Source organism: Streptomyces sp. ISL-10 (assembly GCF_018614575.1).
In the GTDB taxonomy this organism is placed as follows: domain Bacteria; phylum Actinomycetota; class Actinomycetes; order Streptomycetales; family Streptomycetaceae; genus Streptomyces.
In genome coordinates this window covers 401,860-425,595 of sequence record NZ_JAGGOJ010000010.1, presented here as the reverse complement: position 1 = coordinate 425,595, position 23,736 = coordinate 401,860, and the positions used below count along the sequence as shown (strand labels likewise).

19 protein-coding genes are annotated in these 23,736 nt (G+C 72.3%); 10 read left to right on the top strand and 9 right to left on the bottom strand.

Annotated elements, in window-relative coordinates; all coding sequences use genetic code 11:
- Positions 1–107: 107 nt before the first annotated feature.
- Entirely contained in the window at positions 108–431 is a 324-nt protein-coding gene (locus J7E88_RS12295) for a plasmid stabilization protein (protein WP_215180035.1), read from the top strand.
- Between the two features lie 135 nt (positions 432–566).
- On the opposite strand, the gene J7E88_RS12290 is transcribed toward J7E88_RS12295, so the two are convergent.
- Positions 567–1,271 (bottom strand): endonuclease, encoded by a 705-nt coding sequence (locus tag J7E88_RS12290; protein WP_215180033.1) that lies wholly within the window; start codon positions 1,269–1,271, stop codon positions 567–569.
- Positions 1,268–2,392, bottom strand: a complete 1,125-nt coding sequence (locus tag J7E88_RS12285; RefSeq protein WP_215180031.1) for a Vms1/Ankzf1 family peptidyl-tRNA hydrolase — start codon at positions 2,390–2,392, stop codon at positions 1,268–1,270. Before J7E88_RS12285 ends, J7E88_RS12290 begins: the two co-directional genes overlap by 4 nt.
- A 127-nt stretch (positions 2,393–2,519) precedes the next feature.
- Here J7E88_RS12285 and J7E88_RS12280 point away from each other — a divergent pair, with 127 nt between their 5' ends.
- Positions 2,520–2,756 carry a DUF6158 family protein gene (locus J7E88_RS12280; RefSeq protein ID WP_215180030.1) on the top strand — a complete coding sequence of 79 codons (237 nt, stop codon included), beginning with the start codon at positions 2,520–2,522 and terminating at the stop codon, positions 2,754–2,756.
- 154 nt (positions 2,757–2,910) lie between these two features.
- Here J7E88_RS12280 and J7E88_RS12275 read toward each other — a convergent pair whose 3' ends face one another.
- The 4 genes from J7E88_RS12275 to J7E88_RS12260 all read right to left on the bottom strand — a co-directional run bounded on the left by J7E88_RS12275 (position 2,911) and on the right by J7E88_RS12260 (position 8,741).
- Positions 2,911–3,468 (bottom strand): type 1 glutamine amidotransferase domain-containing protein, encoded by a 558-nt coding sequence (locus J7E88_RS12275; protein ID WP_215180028.1) that lies wholly within the window; start codon positions 3,466–3,468, stop codon positions 2,911–2,913.
- A 192-nt stretch (positions 3,469–3,660) separates the two neighbouring features.
- Positions 3,661–4,650 (bottom strand): methylmalonyl Co-A mutase-associated GTPase MeaB, encoded by a 990-nt coding sequence (meaB, locus tag J7E88_RS12270; protein ID WP_215180026.1) that lies wholly within the window; start codon positions 4,648–4,650, stop codon positions 3,661–3,663.
- 3 nt (positions 4,651–4,653) lie between these two features.
- Positions 4,654–6,858 (bottom strand): methylmalonyl-CoA mutase, encoded by a 2,205-nt coding sequence (gene scpA / locus J7E88_RS12265; RefSeq protein ID WP_215180024.1) that lies wholly within the window; start codon positions 6,856–6,858, stop codon positions 4,654–4,656.
- Entirely contained in the window at positions 6,858–8,741 is a 1,884-nt protein-coding gene (locus J7E88_RS12260) for a methylmalonyl-CoA mutase family protein (protein WP_215180022.1), read from the bottom strand. The genes scpA and J7E88_RS12260 overlap by 1 nt, the downstream gene beginning before the upstream one ends.
- A gap of 177 nt (positions 8,742–8,918) precedes the next feature.
- Between J7E88_RS12260 and J7E88_RS12255 the strand changes: the two genes are divergently transcribed.
- The 6 genes from J7E88_RS12255 (at position 8,919) to J7E88_RS12230 (ending at position 17,358) form a co-directional block, all read left to right on the top strand.
- Positions 8,919–9,146 (top strand): hypothetical protein, encoded by a 228-nt coding sequence (locus J7E88_RS12255; protein WP_215180020.1) that lies wholly within the window; start codon positions 8,919–8,921, stop codon positions 9,144–9,146.
- Between the two features lie 126 nt (positions 9,147–9,272).
- The gene (locus J7E88_RS12250; RefSeq protein WP_215180019.1) at positions 9,273–11,132 is read left to right on the top strand and encodes a transketolase; all 1,860 of its coding nucleotides are present in this window, start codon (positions 9,273–9,275) and stop codon (positions 11,130–11,132) included.
- Positions 11,129–12,034 (top strand): non-homologous end-joining DNA ligase, encoded by a 906-nt coding sequence (ligD, locus tag J7E88_RS12245; RefSeq protein ID WP_215180017.1) that lies wholly within the window; start codon positions 11,129–11,131, stop codon positions 12,032–12,034. Before J7E88_RS12250 ends, ligD begins: the two co-directional genes overlap by 4 nt.
- Positions 12,035–12,125: 91 nt before the next feature.
- Positions 12,126–12,656, top strand: coding sequence for a DUF6328 family protein (locus tag J7E88_RS12240; protein WP_215180015.1), 531 nt, complete (start codon positions 12,126–12,128; stop codon positions 12,654–12,656).
- A 114-nt stretch (positions 12,657–12,770) separates the two neighbouring features.
- Positions 12,771–13,370 (top strand): LAETG motif-containing sortase-dependent surface protein, encoded by a 600-nt coding sequence (locus tag J7E88_RS12235; protein WP_374196271.1) that lies wholly within the window; start codon positions 12,771–12,773, stop codon positions 13,368–13,370.
- Positions 13,371–13,896: 526 nt separating this feature from the next.
- Entirely contained in the window at positions 13,897–17,358 is a 3,462-nt protein-coding gene (locus J7E88_RS12230) for a phosphodiester glycosidase family protein (RefSeq protein ID WP_308307477.1), read from the top strand.
- A 266-nt stretch (positions 17,359–17,624) separates the two neighbouring features.
- On the opposite strand, the gene J7E88_RS12225 is transcribed toward J7E88_RS12230, so the two are convergent.
- Positions 17,625–18,851 (bottom strand): hypothetical protein, encoded by a 1,227-nt coding sequence (locus J7E88_RS12225; RefSeq protein WP_215180009.1) that lies wholly within the window; start codon positions 18,849–18,851, stop codon positions 17,625–17,627.
- A 312-nt stretch (positions 18,852–19,163) separates the two neighbouring features.
- Positions 19,164–20,216 carry an enoyl-CoA hydratase/isomerase family protein gene (locus J7E88_RS12220; RefSeq protein ID WP_215180190.1) on the bottom strand — a complete coding sequence of 351 codons (1,053 nt, stop codon included), beginning with the start codon at positions 20,214–20,216 and terminating at the stop codon, positions 19,164–19,166.
- 181 nt (positions 20,217–20,397) lie between these two features.
- On the opposite strand from J7E88_RS12220, the gene J7E88_RS12215 reads away from it, so the two are divergent.
- A complete protein-coding gene (locus J7E88_RS12215; protein WP_215180007.1) occupies positions 20,398–21,579 on the top strand; it encodes a serine hydrolase domain-containing protein in 1,182 nt (393 codons plus the stop codon).
- 93 nt (positions 21,580–21,672) lie between these two features.
- Positions 21,673–22,884 carry an acyl-CoA dehydrogenase family protein gene (locus J7E88_RS12210; protein ID WP_215180004.1) on the top strand — a complete coding sequence of 404 codons (1,212 nt, stop codon included), beginning with the start codon at positions 21,673–21,675 and terminating at the stop codon, positions 22,882–22,884.
- Positions 22,885–23,050: 166 nt separating this feature from the next.
- On the opposite strand, the gene J7E88_RS12205 is transcribed toward J7E88_RS12210, so the two are convergent.
- Complete coding sequence (locus tag J7E88_RS12205) at positions 23,051–23,599, bottom strand: hypothetical protein (protein ID WP_215180002.1); 549 nt, start codon at positions 23,597–23,599, stop codon at positions 23,051–23,053.
- Between the last annotated feature and the right edge of the window lie 137 nt (positions 23,600–23,736).

Below are 23,736 nucleotides of genomic sequence, written 5' to 3'. Positions count from 1 at the left end.
ACCCGCAGTACCCGATCGGCGCCGCAGCCGGTCGCGGCGATTGCGGCACCGTTCGCAGCGGCGCACGGTGGACGGGTCGGATTCCGTCCAGGTCAGAAGGAGTGGTCATGCCACGCGGTTCCAGTTCCAAGAGGGAACGGCAGTACGAGCACATCAAGGAGAGCGCCGAACAGCGCGGAGAGAGCACCAAGCGCGCCAAGGAGATCGCGGCGCGGACGGTGAACAAGGAGCGGGCCCGCTCGGGCGAGTCCCGTACGGCGAGCAAGACGTCCAAGCAGGACATGTCCTCCTCGAGCCGGGGCGGGAAGCGTTCGGGGAGCGGCGCCGGAGGACCGACGTACGACCAGCTGTACGCGGAGGCGCAGCGCCGCAATGTGCACGGCCGCTCCTCCATGAACAAGGCGGAACTGAAGCGCTCCCTCGGCAAGTGACGGCCTTCCCCGGCGCGACCCTGCCCGCGGTCCGGCCGGCCGGGCGTACCTGCGTCACCCGGCCGGCCGAACCGGCCGGATGACCGTCACCGTTCAGGCCCCGATCTCCGTCGCCGTCCCGATGGCCGTCACGCTTCAGCGGTTCTCCGCCGTCGCCCCGGCCTCGGTCCTCACCGCATCGGCGACCTCGCTGTCCACCGCCGCTCGTACCAGCGCCGCCGCGAGATGCGCCGGATCGGTGTGCGGCGTGGACCTGAGGCTCTCGGCGGCCTTCAGGAGGGTTTCCGCATCGGCGGGCAGGCCCAGCCGGCGCGCCCCCTCCAGGGCCTTGTCGTCCAGCAGCGGACCCGCCTCGGGCCACACGCTCTGCACCTCTCGCAGGAAGATCTCCACTCCGGCCGGTCCGAGACCCGGCACCTCACGCAGCAGCTTCCGCAGTTTCCCGGCGTCCCTGCCGGCCTCCTCGCGCATCCTGCGCAGATCTCCCCCGTACTTGTCGATCACCAGCTCGGCCGCCTTACCCAACTGGGTCGCCGTGCTCTCGTCGTAGCGCCGGTAGCCGCCCCGGCCGAGGGCGTCGACCCGGTCCTGCCAGGACGCGTCGGCCATGGCGCGTGCGCTGCGCATGCCGGCCTCGCTCAGCTCCCTGGCGGAGGCGACCGCGGCCGAACTGCGGATACGGGCGCTCAGCAGACAGGTGAGCACCAGCAGCCGGTACAGCGGCTGCGGGGTGTCCCGCAGCCGGATCCCGGCCTCCTCGGCGTAGGTGGGGCCGTGCTCGTCCAGCAGCACCCGCAGCACCTCGCGCTGTTCGGGCGGTGACACGGTTCGCGCCGTCATGTCCGCTCACCGTCCCCGTACGGCCCGCGCAGCAGCGCACCGAGACCGCCTGCCGGGATGTCGTCACCGGCCGCGGGGTGTACACACTCCCCGCGGGCACCGGTCACTGCCGCCGACCGCAGCAACGCGTCGTCGGCGCGGGCGGGCTCGGGGCGCGTCTCTCCGAGGTACCGGGCGTCGGACCTGTGCACCGAGAGCTGGTCGGGCTCGGCCCCGATCCAGACCTCCCGGCCGTTGTCGGGACCGTCGGGCCGGACGAGGAGCTCGGCGATCCGGTGCTGCCGGGCTGCCTCGACCAGCGCCGGCACACCCTCGGCGGTCGCTTCATGGGCCGAGCGGAACCGCTCCAGCTCGTGGTCGGCCCGCCGCCGCACATGCTCCCGCCGGGCCCGGTCGACGTCCTCGTCGAGCAACCGGGTCGACGCGCCCCCGGCGCGGCCGCCGTGCTCGGTCTCCACCACCAGGTCCTGCAACGCCTCGGGCAGCCTGCGGTGCACCGCCGCGCGCTCGCGCGGATCACCGGCGAGGACGATCAGATCGGCGTGGGTGTCCGCCTGGCACTGGGCGACGGCCGCCGCGGTCTCGGCCGCGTTGTGCTCCCAGGTGTTCTCGACGCTCTGCCGGAAGTGCCGTGCCGACCGGTCGGCACGGCCCGTGAGGTGCACGGGATACTCCCTGCCGCCGACCGTCCCGGCGTCGCGTCCGCCGAGGGGTGTGCGGACCTCCAGGTCGGCGCCCAGCCGGTCGATGCAGGCGACGACGCACACCGGGTCCTGCGCGGCGAGGTCCAGCAGGGGCGCGACCCTGGGCAGGGCGGACCAGGTCACGTCCATGGGAGCGGGTGGCCGCGCGCTCAGCGGCTGGTCGAGCACCACTTCGCCTCCCGCCGCGTAGACGGCGCGTCCGGCGTCCTCCGCGCCGTCGGGCCGGGCGGTCAGCGCCTCGTACACCGCGGCTCCGGTCGCCTCGTCGCAGCCGAGAGCGGCGAGTTCGTCGCAGATGTCGCGCGCCTGGAGCTCGCGCCGGGCGGCAGCGGACTCGTCCGTCCACCCCGTGTCGACCTGCACGCTGGCCCAGGGTCCGGGACGCTCGTAGAGAGGGGTGAGAAACGCCGGCTCCATGGTCTTCCTCCCTCGGAGGCCGGGTATCGCGTCACAGGCGGGTACCCGCGAGGTGGCGGGCCATACGCCGGCCCCGCGCCCGTCGAGGCGGCGCGGGCACCGCGAGAATCGGAAGGGACGGTCAGCCGTGAACGAGACCGAGCGCAAGGGTGTCGACCCGGCACGTCTGGACGAGCAGGACCTGCTGCGGGAGCTGGAGACCATCCACCGCAGTCGCCATGACACGCTGCTGTACGGATCCGCGGCCGCGCTCGCGGCGCACGACGTGCGCATGAAGGAGCTGGAGAGCGAGTACCTGCGACGCCACCCCGACCGCCCGGTCGCCGCGGGCCGTACCCGTGAAGGCGCCCGGCACCGGACGTGACCCTGGGGCGGGGCCGCTCGTGGCACCGACGTGACCGGTGGCGGGCGGCCCCTCGCGGACTCGTGGATCAGCCCTCACGGGATCGGCTCCCCGGCGCCCCTCGCGGATCAGCCCTCAGGGGAATCAGCCCTCCGGGAGCACTCGCGGGACCGGCTCAGCGGCCCGCTGTGACGCCCGCGCTTTTCGTGAACTCGGCGGTGAACGCCTCGCAGAACGCCTTGAGGTCGGCCGGCTTGCGGCTGGTGATCAGGGTGCTCGGCGCGGCCTCGCAGACCCGTACCTGCTCGTCCACCCACTCGCCGCCCGCATTGCGGATGTCGGTGCGCAGACTGGGCCAGGACGTCAGGGTGCGCCCGCGGACGACGTCCGCCTCCACCAGCGTCCACGGGCCGTGGCAGATCGAGGCGACCGGCTTGCCCGCCTCGAAGAAGGACTTGATGAAGGCCACCGCCTTCTTGTCCATGCGCAGGGCGTCCGGGTTGGCCAGCCCGCCGGGCAGCACCAGGGCACCGTAGTCGTCCGCGGACGCCTCGGCGACCACCTGGTCCACCGGGAAGGTGTCCGCCTTGTCGAGATGCTTGAAAGCCTGGACCCGGCCCGGCCGTGTCGAGATCAGCCGGGGCTCGTGGCCCGCGTCCTTCGCGGCCTGCCACGGGTCGGTGAGCTCGATCTGCTCCACGCCCTCGTGGGCCGTCACAAACGCGATCAGCATGATGAACGCTCCTTGCTCTGTCCCCTCGCTGCTTCGCCCGGCCGGGTACCCGGAGCCCCCGGCGGCGACACCATCGCCTGCGGCAGGTTTGGGACGGACACAGCGGGGGACCCGGCCGTCCGGTCGAGCGGCCGATGGGATGAGGCCGGGTGCGGACGGCGGACCGCACCCGGCCCGCCCCTCGCGCCGGCTCTACTGCGGCCGTGCGAACGCTTCGAGCAGGCGCTCCGCCGCCAGCGTCGCGGTCAGCTTCCCCTCGCGTACCCGCTGTTCGACGTCCGGCGCGAGATCCCGTACGGCCGGATGCCGGTGCAGCCGCTCCACCAGCGCGTCGCGGACCATGGCCCACGTCCAGTCGATCTGCTGGTCACGCCGCTTCGCCGCGAGCCGCCCGGTCGACTCCAGCACCGTCCGGTGCTGCTCCAGCCGCTCCCACACCGCGTCGAGCCCGCTCTCCTCGCGGGCGCTGCACGACAGCACCGGGGGAGTCCACGCCGCGTCGGCCGGGTGCATCAGCCGGAGCGCACCGGCCAGTTCACGAGCGGCGGAACGGGCGTCGCGCTCGTGCGGGCCGTCCGCCTTGTTCACGGCGATCACATCGGCGAGCTCCAGCACACCCTTCTTGATGCCCTGGAGCTGGTCCCCGGTGCGGGCGAGGCTCAGCAGCAGGAACGAGTCCACCATGTCCGCGACCGCGGTCTCGGACTGGCCGACGCCCACCGTCTCCACCAGGACGACGTCGTAGCCGGCGGCCTCCATCACAATGATCGTCTCGCGGGTCGCCTTGGCCACGCCGCCGAGCGTGCCGGCGCTGGGGGAGGGCCGTACGAACGCGGCCGGGTCCACCGCGAGCCGCTCCATCCGGGTCTTGTCGCCCAGGATGGAGCCGCCGGTACGCGTGGACGACGGGTCGACCGCGAGCACCGCGACCCGGTGGCCGAGGCCGGTGAGCATCGACCCGAGCGCGTCGATGAACGTGGACTTCCCGACGCCGGGCACACCGCTGATGCCCACTCGCCGGGCGGAGCCCGCGTACGGCAGCAACGCGGTCAGCAACCGCTGAGCGAGCACCCTGTGGTCGGCGCGGGTGGACTCGACGAGCGTGACGGCGCGGGCGACGTACGCCCGCGACCCGTCTCGCACGCCCTTGACATAGGCGTCGATGTCGATCTTCGGCGGCATGGCCTACAACTCGTGGCCGAGGGACCCGGCCAGGGTCGCGACCAGATCCCGCGCCGCGTCGGGGATCACCGTCCCCGGCGGGAACACCGCCGCCGCGCCCGCGTCGTGGAGCGCCTGGACGTCCTGAGGCGGGATCACGCCGCCGACGACGATCATGATGTCCTCGCGCCCCTCGGCCGCCAGCTCCTCGCGCAGAGCGGGGACCAGCGTCAGATGTCCCGCGGCCAGCGACGAGACGCCGACGATGTGCACGTCCGCCTCGACCGCCTGCCGGGCAACCTCCGCGGGCGTCTGGAACAGCGGACCGACGTCCACGTCGAAACCGAGGTCGGCGAAGGCGGTCGCGATCACCTTCTGGCCGCGGTCGTGCCCGTCCTGCCCCATCTTGGCGACCAGGATGCGCGGCCTGCGGCCCTCCGCCTCCTCGAACGCGTCCACCAGGGCACGGGTGCCGTCCACCGCGGGTGACATACCTGCCTCGTTCCGGTACACGCCCGAGATCGTACGGATCTGGCCCGAGTGCCGGCCGTACACCTTCTCCAGGGCGTCGGAGATCTCCCCGACACTCGCCTTCGCGCGCGCCGCGTCCACGGCCAGCGCCAGCAGATTGCCCTCCAGACCGCCGCCCTGCCCGGGCCCGGCCTCCGCGGCCGCGGTCAGGGCGCGCAGCGCGTCCTGACAGGCCGCCTCGTCGCGCTCGGCGCGCAGCCGGCGCAGCTTCTCCACCTGCTGTGCCCGGACCTGGGAGTTCTCGACCTTGAGCACGTCGATCTGCTCGTCGGACTCGACGCGGTACTTGTTCACGCCGATCACCGGCTGCCGGCCGGAGTCGATCCGGGCCTGGGTCCGCGCGGCGGCCTCCTCGACCCGCAGCTTGGGGATGCCCGCGTCGATGGCCTTCGCCATGCCGCCCGCCGCCTCGACCTCATCGATGTGCTGCCAGGCACGGCGCGCGAGATCGTGCGTGAGCCGCTCCACGTACGCGCTGCCGCCCCACGGGTCGATGACCCGGCACGTCCCCGACTCCTGCTGGAGGAGCAGCTGGGTGTTGCGGGCGATGCGCGCCGAGAAGTCGGTCGGCAGGGCCAGCGCCTCGTCGAGGGCGTTGGTGTGCAGCGACTGCGTGTGGCCCTGCGTCGCGGCCATCGCCTCGATGCAGGTACGGGTGACGTTGTTGAACACGTCCTGTGCCGTCAGCGACCAGCCCGATGTCTGCGAATGGGTGCGCAGCGACAGCGACTTGGGGTTCTTCGGGTCGAACGTCTTCACCAGCTTCGCCCACAGCAGCCGCGCGGCGCGCAGCTTGGCGATCTCCATGAAGAAGTTCATGCCGATCGCCCAGAAGAACGACAGCCGCGGGGCGAACGCGTCCACGTCCATGCCCGCCGCGATACCGGCCCGCAGATACTCCAGACCGTCGGCCAGCGTGTAGGCGAGCTCCAGGTCGGCCGTCGCTCCGGCCTCCTGGATGTGGTAGCCCGAGATGGAGATCGAGTTGTAGCGGGGCATCTTCTGCGAGGTGTACGCGAAGATGTCCGAGATGATCCGCATCGAGGGCGACGGCGGATAGATGTAGGTGTTGCGGACCATGAACTCCTTGAGGATGTCGTTCTGAATGGTCCCGGCCAGCTTCTCGGGCGGTACGCCCTGCTCCTCGGCCGCCACGATGTACAGCGCCAGCACGGGTAGCACCGCGCCGTTCATCGTCATCGACACGCTCATCCGGTCCAGCGGAATGCCGTCGAACAGCTGCCGCATGTCCAGGATCGAGTCGATCGCCACCCCCGCCATGCCGACGTCGCCGGTCACCCGCGGATGGTCGCTGTCGTAGCCCCGGTGCGTCGGCAGGTCGAAGGCCACCGACAGGCCCTTCTGCCCGGCGGCGAGATTGCGCCGGTAGAAGGCGTTCGACTCCTCGGCCGTGGAGAAACCCGCGTACTGACGGATCGTCCAGGGCTGGTTGACGTACATCGTCGGGTACGGGCCACGCAGGAAGGGGGCGATGCCCGGGTAGGTGCCGAGGAAGTCGACCCCGTCCAGATCGGCGTCCGTGTACAGCGGCTTGACCGGGATGCCCTCCGGCGTCTCCCACACCAGCTCGCCCGCGTCCTTGCCGGTGGCCGCCTTCAGCGCCGCACGCCAGGTGTCCTCACCCGCCGCGCCCGCCGCGGGCCCCAGCTCGATCCCCGTGAAATCCGGGATTCCCATCACGCCACTCCGATCCGGTCGAGCACCGAGGTCAGCACGGCGACCGCGTCACCGCCCGCGACGACGAACTCGTCGACCCCGGCCTTCTCGTACGTCTCACGCTGCTCGCCGGGACGGCCGGCGAGGAACACCCACCGCGCGCCCGCCGACTTGAGGGCCTCGGCGACCGGCCCGGCCTGCCCCGCGTACCCGGCGTCGCTGGAGCAGAGGCACGCCACCTGCGCACCGCTGTTGGTGAACGCCGACGCGGCCGACCCCGCGTCGACGCTCACCGGCTCGTGGACCGGCTCGATGCCGCCGGCCTGGAACAGGTTGGCCGCGAACGACGCCCGCGCGGTGTGCGCGGACGCGGGCCCGAGAGCCGCGAGGAACACCCTCGGCCGTGCGCCCGTGGCCGCCAGATGCGCGTCCGAGCGGGCCCGCAGCTTCTCGAACGCCTCGTCGCGGCGCACCACCGGCAGACCGCCGGCCGGCCGCACCGGTGCGGCGTCGCGCCGCACCGGGGCCTCGGCCGGCAGGGGGAACTCGCTGACTCCGGTGACCGGTTCGCGGCGCGTGGCGAGCCGGCGGCTGCGGCGCTCCCAGGTGGCGCCGATCCGCTCGCCGATCAGACCGCCGCGGAGCGCGGCCGCCTGGCCGCCCGCCCGCTCGATCTCCTGGAACCACGCCCACGCGGCCTGCGCCAGCTCGTCCGTGAGCTGCTCCACATACCAGGAGCCGCCCGCCGGATCGATCACCCGGCCCAGGTGCGACTCCTCCAGCAGGATCGTGGAGGTGTTGCGGGCGATCCGGCGCGCGAACGCGTCCGGCAGGCCCAGCGCATGGTCGAACGGCAGCACGGTCACGGAGTCGGCGCCGCCCGCTCCGGCGGCGAGCGAGGCCACCGTCGTACGCAGCATGTTCACCCACGGGTCGCGGCGCGTCATCATCACCGACGACGTCACCGCGTGCTGTCGCTGCGCCCCGAAGCGGTCGGCGCCGCCGCACACCTCGGCGACACGGGACCACAGCCGGCGCGCGGCCCGCAGCTTGGCGATCGTCAGGAACTGGTCGGCGGTGGCCGCGTACCGGAACTCGAGCTGCCCGCAGGCGGCGTCCACGCCCAGTCCGGCGGCCGTCAGTTCGCGCAGCCACGCGACCCCGGTCGCCAGGGAGCAGCCGAGCTCCTGCGCGGCGCTCGCGCCCGCCTCGTGGTACGGCAGAGAGTCCACCGTCACCGTCCGCAGGCCCGGGTACGACGCCGCGCACCGTCGGGCGAGGTCGGCGGCGGCCGCCATCCGGCCGTCGAGACCGTCGTGCCGGCCGGTGCGCGCGGCGAGGCCGAGGGGATCGGCGCCAAGGTTGCCGAGCGCCGCCGCGGGGGCGACACCGCGCTCCTCGTACAGCCGCAGCAACGCCTCGGCCGCTGCCTCGAAGCCCTCGCCCGCGTCCAGCACGACCGGGGCGAGATCCAGCAGGACGCCGTCCAGCGCGGCGCCCAGCGCCCCGAGGGGCAGCCCGGCGTCCCCGACGGTCAGCCACAGCGAGGTGACGCCGTTCTCCAGGTCGGTCAGCACCGCCTCGTTGGCCGCCGCCGGGTCGGGCCGGTCGTGGCGCTGGCGCACGTCCCAGCCGGAGACCACGCCGCCCTCGGGCCTGCCGCCCCGGGTGAAGGGGGCGAAGCCGGGAAGGCCGGAGCTGTCCGCACCGCCGCGGGCCGTGTACAGGGGACGGGTGGCGATCCCGTCCTCCAGGGCCGTGGACAGTGCGTCCTCGGCCGCCGTGCCCTGGGCGTCCTTGCCTGCCTTGCGCAGCACGCCTTCGACCAGGCGCTGCCACTGCTCATGGGTCGCATCCGGGAACTCGGCGGCCAGTGAGAACCCGTCGTCGGGGAGGACCGTCATGCTCGGATGTTAGGACAGGGGCGCAAAGGTGCAGCAGGGGAGAAGGCTGTGACCTTGCCCTCTCCGGTCCGCTCTTGATCCTTTGCGCGGCGTGCCCTATCCGCGGGCATGTCCCTACCGCAGTCGGGTACCTGAAAACGGACGATCCGAGCAGACCGACATGAAGAGGTGAGTCGCATGGGTCTGGGCGGGTGCATCATCCTGATCGCCGCCGGAGCAATACTCACGTTCGCCACCGACTGGGAGGTGGAGAGCGCCAACCTCGATGTCATCGGGGTGATTCTCATGGCCGTCGGATTCATCGGCGTCGCCACGTTCACGTCCATCGCCAAGCGCCGCCGCGTCGTCGTACCCCCCTCGACACCCGTCGTCGACGAGAAGCCGAACCACCGAACCTACGAGTGACCTGCCCTTTTCGCCCCTGCCGGCCATGCGACGAGCCCCGGCCGGCGGTTTGGGAGCCGGGCCCTCGGGCACCCGCACAGCGCTCCGCCTGCGCGTGCGCGGTGTCCCCTTCCAAGGAGCGAGAAGATGCGAGTCCCATCAACCGAAGCCGAGCAACTCGCCCAACTCGGACAGCAGTTGCGCGTCGACGCGGTACGCGCGGCCGACGCGGCGGGATCCGGGCACCCCACGTCCTCGATGTCCGCGGCCGACCTCGCCGCCGTCCTTCTCGCGCGCCATCTGCGTTACGACTTCACCCGGCCCGAGCACCCCGGGAACGACCGCCTCGTGCTCTCCAAGGGCCACGCCTCACCCCTGCTGTACGCCCTCTACCTGGCTGCCGGGGCGATCGACGAGGACGAGCTGCTCACGTTCCGCAAGCGCGACAGCCGCCTCGAAGGCCATCCGACACCACGCCTTCCCTGGGTCGACGTGGCCACCGGATCCCTCGGACAGGGACTGCCGGTCGGCGTCGGCATGGCGCTCGCGGGCAAAAGGCTGGACCAGATCCCGTACCGGGTCTGGGTACTCTCCGGCGACAGCGAGATGGCGGAAGGCTCCGTATGGGAGGCCGTCGAGCACGCCGCGCACGAAGGACTCGACAACCTGACCCTCGTCGTCGACGTCAACCGCCTCGGGCAGCGCGGCCCCACCCGGCTGGGCTGGGACCTCGATGCCTACGCACGCCGGCTGGAGGCGTTCGGCTGGCACACCCTGCGCATCGACGGCCACGACATCACGGCGATCGACGCGGCACTCGCCGACGCGGAGGCCACGACCGGCCGGCCCACCGCCGTGCTCGCCCGGACCCACAAAGGACACGGCGTGGCCGCCGTACAGGACCAGGAGGGCAGGCACGGCAAACCGCTCCCCGAGGCGGACGAGGCGATCAGGGAACTCGGCGGCGTCCGCGACGCCCGTATCGAGGTGGCCCGCCCGCCCGAGGTCCGCGTACTGCACCGGCGCGGCGGCGGACTGACCCTTCCCGTGTACGAGATCGGTGACGAGGTCGCACCCCGCACCGCCTACGGGCAGGCGCTCGCCGCCCTCGGCTCCGCGCGCACCGACGTCGTCGCCCTCGACGCGGAGGTCGGCGACTCCACCCGCACCGAACTGTTCGCCAAGGAGCACCCGGGGCGCTATTTCCAGTGCTACATCGCCGAACAGCAGCTCGTCGCCGCCGCCGTCGGCATGTCCGCACGCGGCTACGTCCCCTTCGCCGCCACCTTCGCCGCCTTCCTCACCCGCGCGCACGACTTCATCCGCATGGCCGCCGTCAGCCGCTCCTCGATCAACCTCGTCGGCTCGCACGCCGGCGTCGCCATCGGGGAGGACGGGCCGTCGCAGATGGGCCTCGAGGACCTGGCGATGTTCCGCGCGGTGCCCGGCAGCACCGTGCTGTACCCCTGCGACGCAGCGCAGACCGCCCGGCTCGTCGCGGCCATGGCCGACCTGCCGAACGTCAGCTACCTGCGCACCAGCCGCTCCGACATGCCCGTGCTCTACGGCCGCGACGAGGACTTCCCCGTCGGCGGATCCAAGGTGCTGCGCTCCTCCGGCCGGGACCGCGCCTGCGTCGTCGCCGCCGGCGTCACCGTGCACGAGGCGCTCGCGGCAGCCCGCGCGCTCGAACGGGAGGGCATCCCGGTCCGGGTCGTGGACGCGTACTGCGTCAAACCCATCGACACCGCGACCCTGCAGAACGCCGCGGACGACACGGGCTGTCTGATCACCGTCGAGGACCATCACCTCGAAGGGGGCCTCGGCGACGCGGTCGCCGAGGTGTTCGCCGACGGACGCCCCGTGCCCCGGCTCGTACGCCTGGGAGTACGCGGTGTTCCCGCCTCGGCGACGGCCGCGGAGCAGTTGCACGCGGCGGGCATCGACGCCGAGTCGATCGCCGCCGCCGTACGGCTGCTCGTCGCGGAGGCGATGGTGAGCCCATGAGTCCCCATCGTGTGGCGGCGGGCGGGCGCAGCGTCGAGATCAAACGTCCCGACAAGCTGCTGTTCCCCGACGACGGGATCAGCAAGGCGGACCTCGCCGCCTACTACCGCCGGATCGCGCCGTACATGCTCCCCGAACTGCGCGGCAGACCGCTGATGCTGGAGCGGTACCCGGACGGCACCGGCCAACCGCGCTTCATGCAGAAACACACACCGAGCCACTACCCGGACTGGATCGGCAGGGCGGAGGTCGGCAAGGAAGGCGGCACCGTCGTGCACACCGTGTGCGACGGTGCCGCCACCCTCATGTACCTCGTCGACCAGGCGTGCGTCACCTTCCACCGATGGCAGTCCCGGGTGAGGGCGCCCGACCGTCCCGACCGGCTCGTCTTCGACCTCGACCCGCCCGGCGACGACTTCACGGCCGTAAGCCGGGCCGCCCACCAGCTCCGCGAACTCCTCGACGAGCTGCGGCTGCCCTCGGGGCTGATGACCACCGGGTCCCGCGGACTGCACGTCATCGTGCCGCTCGCCGCCACCACCGGCTTCGACGAGACCCGGGCCTTCGCCCAGGACGTGGCCGAGACGCTCGCCGCCCGCGACCCCGCCCGCCTCACCACCGCGGCGCGCAAGAAAGCACGCGGGGACCGCCTCTACCTCGACGTCCAGCGCAACGGTTACGCGCAGACCGCCGTGGCCCCGTACTCGGTGCGGGCGAAACCCGGCGCTCCGGTGGCCACGCCGATCGGCTGGGACCAACTGGACGACCCCGGACTGACCGCACGCCGCTGGACTATCGCCGACGCACTCGACCAGGCGCGCGCCGAGCCGTGGAAGGAGGTCGCCGGCAGCCGCAGGGCAATCGGCCCGGCCGGTCGCCGACTGGCGGGCCTGCGTCGGTGAGCGTTCGTGGGCGGTCCGTCGGGCACCCTCGATTCGGCTAGGTGCCCGCACGGTGCGGCGAGCACGCCGCCCGAGGCGAAGGGAGCCTGTGATGGAACAGGTCAGGGCGAGCGGCCGGCGTGGCCGTGACGAGACGGAGGAGGAGCGGGCGGACCGCCGATTCGGTGATCTGCTCCAGGAGTTGCGCGTCGCGCAGACCGGTGTGCAGATCCTCTTCGGCTTCCTGCTGACCGTCGCCTTTCAGCCACGCTTCACGGAGCTCTCCGGCACCGACCGCACCATCTACACCGTGACCGTCCTGCTGGGCGCCGCGACCACCGGCGTCCTCGTCGGCCCGGTCTCCTTCCACCGGATGCTGACCGGCAGACGCCTCAAGCCGCAGACGGTCGCGTGGGCGTCCCGGCTGACCATGCTGGGACTGGTGCTCCTGCTGTGCACGATGGGATCGGCGCTGCTGCTCATCCTGCGCGTCGTGGTCGACGACGCGCATGCCGCCTGGCTCGTCGGCGGGATGGTGGCGTGGTTCGTCCTGTGCTGGTTCGTCCTGCCCGTCTGGACCCGTGCGAAGGAACGCGCGAAAGAACTCCCGACGGAGGGTCCGGAGAGACGTCCGGAGCACTGACGCGAATTCAGCCGCCGTACCCGCGAGGCTCCGAGGCGGGTACGGCTTCGTCACTCCATGGCGGTACTGTGCGCGCACGCCAGCAGTGGTGGCGTGTCATACATGGAGGAACCAGTGACAGAAATCAACAGAACGCGGTGGCGTTCCGGGGCTCTCATAGCCGCCGCCGCGGTCGGTGCGCTCGGGGTCGGACTTTCCGCCGCACCCGCCGTCGCCCACACCCCCACGTGGACGGTGACCTGTGACGAGGTCAGCCTCGTACTGACCAACTACGGCCACAACGCCCGGAACACCGTGACCGTCACGGCCGACGGCAAGGACCTGCTGCCGACCGAGACGTTCACCAACGACTTCAGCCGGACGCTGAAGCTCCCGGAGCACGACAAGGAGATCTCGGTCCGTCTCGTCATCACCGCGAGCGACGGAGACCAGTTCGGGCGGGACGAGACCAAGACGGCGCCTGTGTGCGAGGGGGAGTCCCCGACGCCCACCCCGACGCCCACGCCCACGCCCAGTACCTCGTCGCCCACGCCCAGCGAGACGCCGAGCACCTCCGCGCCCGCCACCCCCGCGCCGAGCACCTCCGCGCCGGGCCTGGCCGAGACCGGCTCGTCCAGCTCGACCCCGCTCATCGCGGGTGCGGCTGCCGTGGTCATCGCGGCCGGCGGCGGTATCACCTGGGCGGCGCGCAGGCGCCGCGGCACGCAGGACTGACGCACCGCGACCGAGGGGCTGCCCGGGCCGGCAACGGCCGGGCAGCCCCTTTTTTTCGATCTCCGAGTCGCTGTCGAGGTGCCGTCCGGGCGCGCGCCCTCGACCATGCGGCTCTTCCTCCCGTTCCCCGCCCAAGCACGGCGAACCCGCCTGTGAGCAGGCGTCGTTCATCCTGACTCGGGGTGGACGCGTACCAGCAGATGCTCCACGCGGAACCGTCCGGCCCCTCCGGACCCCCCGGGCGGCCCCCGGATACCCGGCCCCAACCGGCACAACGCCTCGCGCACCATCGCGTGGTGACGGCCGATCGGTGTACACCGCCGGGCACGGATGCCGGGGCTCAGCGACCGCTTTGCCACCGGCTCGTCAACGATCGCGTAGGCCGCCTTTCTCCCTTGTGTTGCCCGCACACCCTGGTGCGCGCGCCCCCGCGCCGCGATGCTGTCCGCCGACAGCGCTTTCTACGAGCTCAACCAGCCTGACTCCGGGAGAAGTTGTGGGCCTTGGCAGAGCAAGACACACCGTCGTGCTCCTCGCGACGCTGTCCGCACTGGTGGTCGGGGCGACCGTCCCCGCCACCGCCGACTCCACACCCGACCCGCCACCCCGCCAGACCGCCGAGACACTGCGGCCCATCGCGCCGCCGCCCGCCCGCGACCCCGGCGGAGCACAGACCGCGGTCATCGACGAGGACGGCATCGAGACCGCCCGCAGCCGGCGCCCCGTGGCACCCGGCGTCCAACTCACCTCGTACGACCGGCTGGAGGCCACGAAATGGCTCCGCGTCGACGAACTCTCCGTAGACCTCGGCGGCGGCATCCAGGCCGACTACCTCTCCTCCGGCAAGGTCGCCGACCGCCACAGCGTCTCCGATCTCGCCGCACGGCACGACCCCGGCGAGGGCAGGCGTACCGTCGCCGCCATCAACGCCGACTTCTTCGACATCAACCAGACCGGCGCCCCCCAAGGGGCCGGCATCCGCGACGGCAGGCTCACCCATTCACCCGCGCCGGGCGCCCACCGGGCCGCCGGCATCGGCCCCGGCAGCGCGGGACGGGTCCTCCAGCTCTACTTCGACGGCACCCTGACCGTGCCCGGCGGTACGTACCCGCTCGGCGCCTACAACGCCGCCAACGTGCCCGCCGGCGGCATCGGCGCGTACACCGCGGCCTGGGGCGAGGCCGACCGGGCGCTCACCGTCGACAACGCGACCCCCGTCGCCGAAGCCGTCGTACGCGACGGCAGGGTCGTCGCCGTCCACGACCGGCCCGGCACCGGCTCCATCGGCGACGACACCACCGTCCTCGTCGGCCGTGAGGCCGGCGCCGCCGCGCTCTCGGCCCTGCGGCCCGGCGACCCGGTGTCCGTCGCCTACCGGGCCCGCACCGACAGCGGGCCGGTGCCCCGCACCGCCGTCGGCGGACGCGAACTGCTCGTCGTCGACGGCGTACCGCAGAACCACGACGGCACGGGCAACAACGCCACCGCGCCCCGCACCGCCGTCGGCTTCTCCGAGGACGGCCGGGAGATGCACATCATCACCGTCGACGGGCGGCAGGCCGACAGCGGCGGCGTCACCCTCACCGAACTCGGGCTGATGATGCAGAAGGCCGGCGCGCACAACGCCCTCAACCTCGACGGCGGCGGCTCCTCCACCCTCGTCGCCCGGGAACCCGGCAGCGACACCCTCCAGGTGGAGAACAGCCCCTCGGACGGCAGCGAACGCGACGTCCCCAACGGACTCGCCCTCACCGCCCCCGACGGCAGTGGCCGGCTGCGCGGCTACTGGGTCGAGACCGCGATGCCCGTGGCCGGCGCCCCCACCGCCGACCCCGTCAAGGGCGGTCACCCCGAGCGGGTGTTCCCCGGCCTGACCCGCCGACTGACCGCCGCCGGGTACGACGAGACATACGGACCGGCCGCGGGCGGCCCGCACTGGCTCTCCCGCAGGACGTCCGTCGGCCGCGTCCACGCCGACGGCGTCTTCCACGCACGCGACAGCGGCACCACGGAGATCCGTGCCGAACGCGCCGGAATCCACGGCAGCATCCGCCTGACGGTGCTCGACGACCTGGCCCGGATCGAGCCGACCGTCCGGCGGGTCGGACTCGCCGACAGCTCCGCCACCGGCAGCTTCGGCATCGTGGGCTACGACGCACAGGGCAACACCGCTCCCGTCGAACCGGACGACGTGCGACTCGACTACGACGAGGAACGGTTCACCGTCCGCGCCGGCGCCGACGGCTCCTTCACCGTCAGCTCCCGGGCCGGCGGCGACACCGCCGGGCGGATCACCGCGACCGTCGGCGGCGTGACCACCGTGCTGGCGGTGAGTGTGGGCCTCGCCCAGCAGGCGGTCAGCGCCTTCGACGACGCCGCGCAGTGGAAGTTCAGCCACGCCCGCGCGGGGGGTTCGCTCGCCCCGACACCCGACGGGCACACCGGGACCGGGCTGGAGATCAGCTACGACTTCACCCGGTCGACCGCGACCCGTGCCGCCTACGCCACCCCGCCGCAGCCGATCGCCGTCCCCGGACAGCCGCAGGCCTTCACGCTCTGGATCAAGGGCGACGGCAACGGCGCATGGCCCACCCTGCACCTCAAGGACGCCGCCGGATCGGACCACTTGTTGCGCGGGCCCTACGTCACCTGGACCGGCTGGCAGCAGGTCACCTTCGCTCTGCCACCGGGCGCGGCCACACCGCTGTCCGTGTACCGCTTCTATCTCGCCGAGACGGCGGCGAACCGGCAGTACACCGGACGGATCGTCATCGACGGACTCGACGCCCGGATACCGCCGTCCGTCGACCTGCCCGATCCGCCGCGCGTCGCCGACCCGCTCGTCGACTCCGCCGCCGTGACCGGCGCACGCGACTGGCGCTTCGCAGTGATGTCGGACGCGCAGTTCGTCGCCCGCGCTCCCGACAGTCCCATCGTGGCGCAGGCGCGCAGGACCCTCAGGGAGATCAGGGCCGCGCGCCCCGACTTCCTGGTCGTCAACGGCGACCTCGTGGACGAGGGCTCCCCGGCCGACCTGGCCTTCGCCCGGCGGGTGCTGACCGAGGAGCTCGGGGACGCACTGCCCTGGTACTACGTGCCGGGCAACCACGAGGTGATGGGCGGGAGGATCGACAACTTCGTGGCCGAATTCGGTCCCGCGCACCGGGCGTTCGACCACCGCGGCACGCGCTTCGTCACGCTCGACACCTCCAGTCTGACCCTGCGCGGCGGTGGCCTCCCCCAGATCAAGGCGCTACGCGCCCGGCTCGACGCCGCCGCCGACGACCCGGCCGTGGACTCCGTGATGGTCATCGAGCATGTGCCGCCGAGGGACCCGACCGTTCAGAAGGGCAGCCAGCTCGGCGACCGCAAGGAGGCCGCGCTGGTCGAGGACTGGCTCGCCGCGTTCCGGCGTACGACGGGCAAGGGCGCCGGGCTGATCGGCAGCCACGTCGGGGTCTTCCACGCCGCGCACGTGGACGGCGTCCCCTATCTCGTCAACGGCAACTCCGGGAAGGCGCCGGCCGGCCCGGCGGGCGAGGGCGGTTTCACCGGCTGGTCCCTGGTCGGCGTCGACGAGATCTCCCCCGCCGACCAGGCGGCGGGCCGCCGGGCCCCGTGGGGCCCGCGCCCCGACTGGGTCTCGGTCCAGACCCGGGCTCACACCGACGCGGTGCAACTGGACGCGCCCACCGTGTTGCAGCCCGGGGAAACGGGCGAGGCGCGGGCGACGGTCCTGCAGGGTTCGCGCCGCGTGCCGGCGGCATGGCCGGTGAGCGTGGACTGGTCGGGCTCGCCGAACCTCCACATCGGCAGCGCGCACGACGCGGGCCCCTGGCACGCGGCGTCGCTCGACCCGTCGACCGGCCGGATCACGGGCCTGCGCCCGGGCAGCTTCACACTGGCGGTGACGGTGAACGGCACGACGCGCTCGCTGTCGATCGCGGTGACGACCCCATCGGAGTCCCGCCACAGGGACGCGGCGTAAGGGGGGCGGGGGTCGCGTTCGCGTGGTGGCCGGGGGCCGTCGCCCAGGGGCCGTCACCGGCCGCCCTTGGCCGGCGGGCCCGGTGGCCGGCGGAGGGGGCGAGGGCGACGCGCCGCGGCATGGGCCCCATCGGGCCGAGGGCCGGCCACCCCGGCCCTCGGCCACACCCCGGCGGGCCCCCGAGGCACCGCCACGAGTGCTGGGCGTCCGCCCTTTGGGCGTCGGTGCTCCTGTCGGCCGGCCGCCTCGGGCGGGGGCTGCTCGGATCAGTCCGCCTCCACGGACGCACCAGCGGGCACCATTGCACCGGTGCGTACGGGGTGTCCCTCGATCCGGATGCTCCGTCTGCTCGGCCGCGCCTGCCGTACTGACCGTTGTGCCGAGACATGGGGCTCCCCGGGACGGTGGGGGAGGCGGAGCTTGAGCAGCCGGGCGAGGCGGATGCGTTCTTCCGGAGCGGCCCACGCCTGACGGCGGTCGAGGAGCTGGACGGTGGCGGTGTCGAAGTCGGCTCCTGTCTGCCGGGTGCGGGTGATGGCGCTGAGGTAGAAGTCCAGGTTCGCGTTGCCCGGCGTGCTGGTGGGATCGGTCGCGGTCCGGCCATTCGGAGTGATCCCGAGTTGTAGGGCCGCGAGGCTGGGTAGCGCGGTGGCTGCGCCGGGCAGCACGTTGCCTGTTGAGTGGGTCAGTCGCTGACGGCCGCGGGCGTCCCGTGTGTTCAGCAGCGCCAGCAGTCTTGTGTTCAGTCTTCGGGTCAACTCCGTTCGGCTGGTTGCCAGCCGTGGCAGCTGGAGGAGCAACTCCCCGTAAGAGGCGACGTTCAGGGCCTCGTTGATGGCTTCTTCGTTGTGGTTGTTCGCGCCGGGCCGGTGGAGGGTCTCGTGCGCGAGGACGTCCCCGAGCAGCCGGAAGTCCTCATAGCGGTACCGCTCGTTGAACACGATGCATGGCCGTGGGTCAGTGTCCGTCCTGGTCAGGGCCATGGCAATCGCCTCCGGGCGCGGCGTGACGCCGAAGACGACGCGCGAGAAGAGACCGTTGCGGATCACTGGGATGCTGCCCTGGCCGGGGCTGCCCGCCAGCGAGGCGAGGGCGGCGCGCAGGTTGGCATCCGGCACCACGGCGGTGATCCGCGAGCTGCGGAAGACAGCGAACCCTTCTTCGACCGCGTGGCGGCCGCGAGGCTTGAGCGTGGCCATGAGCTGATCTGTCAGTTCCCGGATACTGATGTCGCGGGGCGGCGCGGGCTCCATCAAAGGTCCATCAGGGTGGGCCTCGGTGCTCAGCAAGCTGAGATCAGTGGGCGAGAAGGGAGGCTGCGCCAGCAGCCGCACTGACTCACGCTCCGGGGTTGCCTGAGCACTGATGGCCCTGTAGTCGGCTGCCGCGGGGGCGACCGCTGCCATGGATGCGGGCAGCAGCGCCACGGCGGCCAGCGTCAGGGCGGCCAGCGTCAGGGCGGCGGCACGGTGACGGATGGGGAGTGCGGTCATACGGTGTGTACCTATCCAGCCCGGGTTGGCATTGAGTAGTACCGCGCCGCACCGCACGAGTCATTCATCCGCCTGGCTGACCGGGTCGGCAGACGACATGAGCGCACCGGCTGAGTGGTGGGGGCCCATGCCCCGAGCTCAACGGATTCAAGACGGGAATGCCGCCGGGTGAACGGTGCAAAGCCGCAGGCAGACGATTTCCGCCGGTACCCCCGGCGCCGGCCCGTCAGCCTGTTCCTGCCACCCGCGGTCTGCTCCTGCGCTCGGCGCTGATCCCGAGGCCGGCGAGTCGGCTCCCCCGCCGCCGACCCGTCAGCCGGCGAGTCCCGGACCCGGCACACCGGGCGGGGCGAAATGACGCTCCACCTCCGAGCGTGTCACCTCGGCCAGGTGCGCCGGGGACCAGCGCGGACGGCGGTCCTTGTCGACGACCTGAGCCCGGATCCCCTCGACCAGGTCGGGCGAGGACAGGGCCGCGCACGAGACACGGAACTCCTGCTCCAGCACGGGCTCCAGCACGCCCAGCACCCGCGCCCTGCGGATCGACTCGACCGTCACCTTCACCGACCGCGGGGAGCGCCCGAGGATCGTCTCGGCGGCGTCCTTCGCCTCCCTCTCGCCACATGCGAGCAGCCGTTCGACGATGTCCTCAACCGAGTCCGCGGCGTAGCAGTGATCGATCCATCCGCGTGCGTCGGCGAGCCGGGCCCCGGGCGCAGGCTCCGCGCAGCGCCGTACCGCAGCGGTCACGCCCTCGGACGCGACCGCCGCGGCGAACTCCGCGAGCCGGGCGGACGGGACGAAGTGGTCGGCGAGCCCGAGGAGCAGTGCGTCGCCCGCGCCCACGGCCTCGCCGGTGAGGGCCAGATGCGTGCCCAGTTCACCCGGCGCCCGCCCCAGCAGATACGTGCCGCCCACGTCCGGGACGAAACCGATGCCGGTCTCCGGCATCGCGATCCTGGCCCGCTCGGTGACGACGCGGACGCTGCCGTGGGCGGACAGCCCGACGCCGCCGCCCATGACGATGCCGTCCATGAGCGCGACGTACGGCTTGGGGAAGCGGGCGATACGGGCGTTGAGCCGGTACTCCTCGCGCCAGAAGCCGATGGAGGCCCGGCCGCCGGTGCGCGCGTCGTCATAAATGGCGCGGATGTCGCCGCCCGCGCACAGCCCCCGTTCGCCGGCTCCCGAGAGGACCACGGCCTCGACGGTGTCGTCCCGCTCCCAGGCGGCGAGTGCGGCGTCGATCGTGCGGACCATGGGGTGGGTCAGGGCGTTGATCGCGCGCGGGCGGTTGAGCGTGATGTACGCGGCGCGGCCCTCGGTGCGCAGCAGTACAGGGTCGTCGTGCCGGTCGAGGGCCATCTCGTCGTCCTTCCGGGGGAGGCGCCTGCGGGCGCCGCGCGGGATCATCCGTCGCCATCCTCGCTCACCCGCCGGCCAACCCTCGCACGCCCCCTTCCCCTTCCATCCGACCGGTCGGTACGTTGCCCCGGGGCCGGGCGCAGCGGCCGGCCCGGCCAGCACCCAGGCGACGGAGGTTCCCATGGCGGTCGGCGGCCACGACGACGCACCACCCCGGATCGACGGCCACTGCGACGAGCGCTTCGCGGCCGTGCGCGACGCCTTCGAGGACAACTTCCGCGAGCGCGGCGAACTCGGTGCCGCCGTGAGCGTGCTGGTCGGCGGCGAGAGCGTCGTCGACCTCTGGGGCGGCTGGGCCGATCCGGCCCGCACCAGGCCCTGGGAGCGCGACACCCTGGTCAACGTGTGGTCCACGACCAAGGGCCCGACGGCGCTGTGCGCGCATCTGCTCGTCGACCGGGGGCAGCTCGACCTGGACGCGCCCGTGGCGGCATACTGGCCGGAGTTCGCCGTGGCGGGCAAGGAGAAGGTGCTCGTACGCCACCTCCTGTCGCACCGGGCCGGGCTCGCCGGTCTGCGCGAACCGCACTCCCTCGACGAGCTGTACGACTGGGAGCTGACCTGTGCGCGGCTGGCCGCTGCCGAGCCCTGGTGGGAGCCCGGCACCCGCTCCGGCTACCACGCGCTGACTTTCGGTCACCTGGTCGGCGAGGTCGTCCGGCGGATCACGGGCCGGCTGCCGGGGGACTTCCTGCGCGAGGAGGTCACCGGGCCGCTCGGGATCGACTTCACCGTCGGACTGCCGGCGGATGAGGCCTCGCGCGCCGCCGAACTGGAGCATCCGCCGGCCGGGCTCACCGGTGAACAGGCGGCCGTCTTCCAGCAGATGGCACCCCTCGCGCGCGCGGCCCTGCTCAATCCGGTGGTCGGCGCCGCCGGGGCCAACACACCGCAATGGCGCGCCGCCCATGTCCCGGCGGCCAACGGGCACGCGACCGCCCGCGCCGTCGCCGCGCTGTACAAAATCTTCGCCGGGAGGGGGATGCTCGGCGGCCGGCGGGTGCTGAGCGCCGAGGCCGCGGAACGGGTGCGCGAGGGGCAGGGCAGCTGCCGCGACCTGGTGCTCGGCGCCGGATTCGCGCACGACACCGAGGTCGGCCTCGGCCTGTGGCTGAGCGGCGAGAACGGCTCGTACGGACCCAACCCCCGGGCGTTCGGCCATGACGGCTTCGGCGGCTCGTGCGGACTCGCCGACCCGGAGACGGACCTCAGCCTGGGCTATGTGATGAACCGCATGGGCCCGCGCATCGCCGACGACCCCCGCAAGATGGCGCTCGTGGAGGCCGTGTACCGCTCGCTGTAGACGGAGACGGCACGGCTCTTCCGGATTACTGCAACACGTTCTACTGTGTGCGCCGCCGCGCAAGGGACGGACCGCGAGACTCCTGGAGGGGCCGTGCACCTTCGATACACGCCGGAGCAGCAGCAGTTACGAGCCGAACTGCGCACCTACTTCGCCGAGCTGGTCCCCGACCACGCCTACAGCCTCCCCCGTAGCCCCAAAGGCACGGGAGGTGCCCCCACCGCCGAACCGGCCGCGCGCAAGCGTTTCTACCGGGAGACGATCCGCCGTCTCGGCACGGACGGCTGGCTCGGTGTGGGCTGGCCGAAGGAATACGGCGGTCGCGGGCTGAGCCCGATGGAGCAGTTCATCTTCTTCGACGAGGCCGCCCAGGCGGGCGTCCCGCTGCCGCTGATGGCCCTGAACACCGTGGGCCCGACGATCATGCAGTTCGGCAGCGACGAGCAGAAGGCCCGCTTCCTGCCGCGGATCCTGTCCGGCGAGATCGATTTCGCCATCGGCTACAGCGAGCCCGACGCGGGCACCGACCTCGCCTCGCTCAGGACCCGTGCGGTGCGCGAGGGCGACGAGTACGTCATCAACGGGCAGAAGATCTGGACCACCAACGGCGACACCGCGGACTGGATCTGGCTCGCGGTACGCACCGACCCCGAGGCCCCGCTCCACAAGGGCATCACCATGCTCCTCGTGCCGACCTCGGACCCCGGCTACTCCTGGACCCTGATCAACACCCTCGCCTCCCACGACACCACGGCCGGCTACTACGAGAACGTCCGCGTCCCCCTCTCCCACCGCGTCGGCGAGGAGAACAAGGGCTGGCGGCTGATCACCAACCAGCTCAACCACGAACGCGTCACCCTGGCCGCCCACGGCACCATGGCCATCCGTGCCCTGCACGACGTCCAGCGCTGGGCCGCCGACACCAAGCTCGCCGACGGCCGCCGCGTCATCGACCTCGGCTGGGTCCGCGGCCGGCTCGCCCGCACCCACACCCGCCTCGACGCCATGAAGCTCCTCAACTGGCAGATGGTCAACGCCGTCCAGAACGGCACCCTCACCCCGCAGGACGCCTCCACTGTCAAGGTCTACGGCTCCGAGGCTCGCCGCGACGCCTATGCCTGGCTGATGGAGGTCGTGGGAGCGGCGGGTCCCCTCAAGGAGGGCTCCGCCGGATCCGTCCTCCACGGCGAACTCGAACGCGGCTACCGCTCCGCCGTCATCTTCACCTTCGGCGGCGGCAACAACGAGATCCAGCGCGAGATCATCTCCTGGATCGGCCTGGGCATGCCGCGCGTCCGCCGGTGACACGGCGTGACATACGTTGGGCCGGCGGCATACGAGTTCGTCGTCAGCGTGGGCTGCTGCGATCTTGAGCTGGGGCAACCGGGGTCCCGTCGCCCGGCCGGCATCAATGTGTCGTTCAGTCCGGCACTGGTGCTCCAGCGCAGATCGTGACTGCGCTGGTGGTACCTCATGCTCTCCTCGGCTTGCGGGGCTTGTGCCGGCTGCCGTGCGGCCGGTTTCGGTCCTGGGCCGACACCGCCGTGTCGAACTGCGCCTTGCTTGTCACTGCTCGCGGTTCCGGTTCGAGCACGGCCGCAGTCGATCGCCACGGGACAGCCGAAGCCCAACCGACGAGGGGCATGGTCTCGTTGTACTGGGGAGCGAACTGCGCGGTGATGAGGGTCGGCATCTGATAGTTCTGGCCACGTACGTGCGCGATGAACGCTTCGGGTAGTACGACGTGGTGCGCCTCGACGTAGTGCGGGAAGTCCTGACGCCAGAGCCAAGCACCGTCGGTGACCAGCGATGAGCAGCCCAAGGAGTGGCGGTGGGCGCTCCCGGTGATGACGTCGCGTCCCGCTTCCATGACGTCGATGAGGACGTGGCCGGCATCCAGGTAAGCCACCATGCCCGCCTCATCTGGCTCGCCGGTGGCCTGGACGGCATCGCGTATCGATCCGTTCGGTTGGTCGGGGCGGCCGTCGAGTTCGTTGTAGAAGCCCAGCAATCCCAGCACCGCATCTCCTTCGACATCGGGCCTTCCACCCTGCTGGCACTCGTGAGGGCGGGTCGTCGGCTGTTGCGGATCGTGCGACGGGGCACGGGTCCGTGGTGACCTGGCGTCGGGCAATGAAGAAGGAACCCGCCATGCCG

What these genes read in the sequence shown, in the direction of transcription:
- J7E88_RS12260 (WP_215180022.1), bottom strand. Translation starts at nt 8,741, where the DNA reads ATGACGGTCCTCCCCGACGACGGGTTCTCACTGGCCGCCGAGTTCCCG.
- J7E88_RS12250 (WP_215180019.1), top strand. Translation starts at nt 9,273, where the DNA reads ATGCGAGTCCCATCAACCGAAGCCGAGCAACTCGCCCAACTCGGACAG.
- J7E88_RS12285 (WP_215180031.1), bottom strand. Translation starts at nt 2,392, where the DNA reads ATGGAGCCGGCGTTTCTCACCCCTCTCTACGAGCGTCCCGGACCCTGG.
- J7E88_RS12225 (WP_215180009.1), bottom strand. Translation starts at nt 18,851, where the DNA reads ATGACCGCACTCCCCATCCGTCACCGTGCCGCCGCCCTGACGCTGGCC.
- meaB (WP_215180026.1), bottom strand. Translation starts at nt 4,650, where the DNA reads ATGCCGCCGAAGATCGACATCGACGCCTATGTCAAGGGCGTGCGAGAC.
- J7E88_RS12240 (WP_215180015.1), top strand. Translation starts at nt 12,126, where the DNA reads ATGGAACAGGTCAGGGCGAGCGGCCGGCGTGGCCGTGACGAGACGGAG.
- J7E88_RS12275 (WP_215180028.1), bottom strand. Translation starts at nt 3,468, where the DNA reads ATGCTGATCGCGTTTGTGACGGCCCACGAGGGCGTGGAGCAGATCGAG.
- scpA (WP_215180024.1), bottom strand. Translation starts at nt 6,858, where the DNA reads ATGGGAATCCCGGATTTCACGGGGATCGAGCTGGGGCCCGCGGCGGGC.
- J7E88_RS12290 (WP_215180033.1), bottom strand. Translation starts at nt 1,271, where the DNA reads ATGACGGCGCGAACCGTGTCACCGCCCGAACAGCGCGAGGTGCTGCGG.
- J7E88_RS12295 (WP_215180035.1), top strand. Translation starts at nt 108, where the DNA reads ATGCCACGCGGTTCCAGTTCCAAGAGGGAACGGCAGTACGAGCACATC.
- ligD (WP_215180017.1), top strand. Translation starts at nt 11,129, where the DNA reads ATGAGTCCCCATCGTGTGGCGGCGGGCGGGCGCAGCGTCGAGATCAAA.
- J7E88_RS12220 (WP_215180190.1), bottom strand. Translation starts at nt 20,216, where the DNA reads ATGGCCCTCGACCGGCACGACGACCCTGTACTGCTGCGCACCGAGGGC.
- J7E88_RS12255 (WP_215180020.1), top strand. Translation starts at nt 8,919, where the DNA reads ATGGGTCTGGGCGGGTGCATCATCCTGATCGCCGCCGGAGCAATACTC.
- J7E88_RS12215 (WP_215180007.1), top strand. Translation starts at nt 20,398, where the DNA reads ATGGCGGTCGGCGGCCACGACGACGCACCACCCCGGATCGACGGCCAC.